Below are 2,667 nucleotides of genomic sequence, written 5' to 3' on the forward strand. Positions count from 1 at the left end.
CCGCCACCGCGGCCCGCCGCCGTCGGCCCACCACGGCCGAGGCCGCCAGCACGATGGCTGCGGTGACCAGCGACAGGTACATCTGCTTGCGCCCGGAAACGCCCACCCGCTCGACGAACCGCCGCTCCCCGGCGCCGCCTCGCCGTGGATCCTGATGTACCACTCGGTGGCGGTCGAGAAGGAGGACCCCTACCGGCTCACCGTCAGCCCCGATCGGTTCGCCGAACAGATCGCCTGGCTGCACCGGAGCGGCCGGCGCGGCGTCTCCGTCCGCGAGCTGATGCGGGCCCGCGCCCTCGGCCGGGACGCCGGACTGGTCGGCCTGACCTTCGACGACGGCTACGCCGACTTCGCCCGGTACGCGGTGCCGATCCTCCAGGCGTACGGCTTCACCGCCACCGCGTACGTGGTCGCCGACCTGCTCGGCCGGGACAACGACTGGGACACCGAAGGCCCGCGCAAGCAGCTGCTCACCGTCCAGGAGGTCACCGAACTCGCCGCCGCCGGCTGGGAGATCGGCTCGCACGGCCTCGGCCACCGGGCGCTGCCCGGCCTGCCGCCCGAGGCCCTCGCCGTCCAGGCCCGGGAGAGCCGGCGGCTGCTGGAGGAGGCCGTCGGCGGCCGGGTCACCGGCTTCTGCTACCCGTACGGCGCCGTCGACCTCGCCGCCGCCCTGGCCGTGCGCGACGCCGGGTACGACCACGCCTGCGCCATCGCGCACTCCCCGCTCACCGGCCGCTTCGCCCTGCCCCGCTGCTACGTCGGCGACCGCGACGGCGCCTGGCGGCTGCGCGCCAAGCGGGGCCGGCACCGGCTGCGCGACACCCTCACCGAGCTGCGCCACACCCGTCGGGAGCACCGGCCATGAGGGTGCTGCACATCGTCACCGGTCTGGCCGCCGGCGGCGCCGAGCGCCAACTCCACCTGCTGCTGCGGCACTTGCCGGCACACCAGCAGTGCGAGGTGCTCGCCCTGACCAACCCCGGCACGGTCGCCGCCGCGCTGCGCGCCGACGGCGTCACCGTCCACCACCTCGGCATGCGCGGCAACCGGGACCTCGGCGCGCTGCCCCGACTGGTCCGGTTGGTCCGGGCCGGCCGCTACGACCTGGTGCACACCCACCTCTACCGGGCGCAGCTGTACGGCCGGACCGCCGCCCGGCTGGCCGGGGTGCGCGCGGTGGTCTCCACCGAGCACTCGCTGCACGCCGGGGTGATCGAGGGCCGCCCCGTCACCCGGGGGGTCAAGGGCCTCTACCTGGCGGCCGAACGGCTCGGCAGCACCACCGTCGCGGTCTCCCGCCAGGTCGCCCAGACGCTGCGCTCCTGGGGCGTCCCGGCGGCCCGGATCGAGCTGATCCCGAACGGCATCGAGTCCTCCCGGTACCGCCTCGCGCCCGCCGAACGGACCGCCACCCGCCGCCGGCTGCGGGCCGAGCTGGGCCTGCCGCACGGGAGCTGGGTGATCGGCGGGGTGGGCCGGCTGGTGCCCGGCAAACGCTTCGAGGTCCTGGTCGAGGCGCTCGCCGAGCTCGACCCGGCCACCTGGCTGGTGCTCGTCGGAGCCGGCCCGGAGCGCGCCGCGCTGGAGCGCCGGGCCGAGGAACTCGGCGTGCGGGGCCGCCTGGTGCTCGCCGGGGAGCGCGACGACGTGCCCGGGCTGCTGGCCGCCCTGGACGTGCTGGCCGCCCCCTCCACCGCGGAGACCTTCGGCCTGGGCGTGCTGGAGGGCCTCGCGGCCGGGCTGCCGGTGCGGTACAGCGCCTGCCCGGCGCTCGACGAACTGCCGCCCGGCGCCGCCCCCCAGGCCCGCCGCGTGCCCTCCGAGGCCGCCGCCTACGCCGCCGCGCTGCGCGACCTGCGGCCGCTCAGCGGGCACATCGCCGGCCCGCTGCCGCACCCCCCGGCCGTCGGCCACTACGACATCGCCCGGGTCGCCCGCGACCTGGGCGCCCTCTACGACCGGCTGGCCCGCGGCTGACCGCCCGCCACCGCCGGAACCGCCGTACCAGACCCAAGGAGCAACACCCATGACCACACCGCGCCGAAGCGCCCGCCGCCGCCTGGTCCGCCGCTGGTGGCCGGTGGTGCTCGCGGTTCCGCTGGGCGCCGCGGCCGGCGCCGGGTACGCCCTCGTCGCGGACCCGTCGTACGCCGCCAACGCCTACGTCCTCGTGGTCGCGCAGAACCCCGGGGAGGCCGCGATCGCGACGAACTTCGCCCAGGCGTACGGACGGCTGGCCGGCCAGCCGCAGGTGCTCGGGGAGGCGGCCGCCGAGACCGGCCACACCCGCGCCGAACTGGAGTCCCTGGTGCACGGGACGACCTCCCCGGACGCCCCGATGATCGAGATCACCGGCACCGGGCCGCACCCCCAGGAGGCCGCCCTGACCGCCGACGCGGTGGCCCGCTCGCTGGTCGCGTTCGCCAACACCAGCAGCAAGGACACCAACGTCCGGCTGGTGACGCTGTCCCCGGCCGCCGCGCCGGACAGGCCGACCACGCCCTCCGGGAAGCTGGACGTCGCGGTCGGCGGCGCGGCCGGGCTGCTGCTGGGCGCGCTGGCGATGATGACCCGTCGCCGGGGCGGCGCGGGGACGCCGGAGGCCGCCGGGAGCCCCGAGATGCCGCGGATCCTGCGGGCCGCGCGGGCCTCTCGGACCGCGCC

The 2,667-nt window shown here is 77.3% G+C and carries 3 protein-coding genes; all 3 read left to right on the forward strand.

What is annotated here, in order from left to right:
* The first annotated feature begins 154 nt into the window (after positions 1 to 154).
* Positions 155 to 868: a polysaccharide deacetylase family protein gene (locus AB0E96_RS40330; protein ID WP_359831720.1), complete on the forward strand. Its 714-nt coding sequence runs from the start codon at positions 155 to 157 to the stop codon at positions 866 to 868.
* Positions 865 to 1,980: a glycosyltransferase gene (locus tag AB0E96_RS40335; protein ID WP_359831722.1), complete on the forward strand. Its 1,116-nt coding sequence runs from the start codon at positions 865 to 867 to the stop codon at positions 1,978 to 1,980. Before AB0E96_RS40330 ends, AB0E96_RS40335 begins: the two co-directional genes overlap by 4 nt.
* Before the next feature lie 49 nt (positions 1,981 to 2,029).
* A partial coding sequence (locus AB0E96_RS40340; RefSeq protein ID WP_359831724.1) for a Wzz/FepE/Etk N-terminal domain-containing protein occupies positions 2,030 to 2,667 on the forward strand: 638 nt, incomplete at its 3' end.

This window comes from Kitasatospora sp. NPDC036755, assembly GCF_040636595.1.
In the GTDB taxonomy this organism is placed as follows: domain Bacteria; phylum Actinomycetota; class Actinomycetes; order Streptomycetales; family Streptomycetaceae; genus Kitasatospora.

What these genes read in the sequence shown, in the direction of transcription:
- AB0E96_RS40330 (WP_359831720.1), top strand. Translation starts at nt 155, where the DNA reads ATGTACCACTCGGTGGCGGTCGAGAAGGAGGACCCCTACCGGCTCACC.
- AB0E96_RS40335 (WP_359831722.1), top strand. Translation starts at nt 865, where the DNA reads ATGAGGGTGCTGCACATCGTCACCGGTCTGGCCGCCGGCGGCGCCGAG.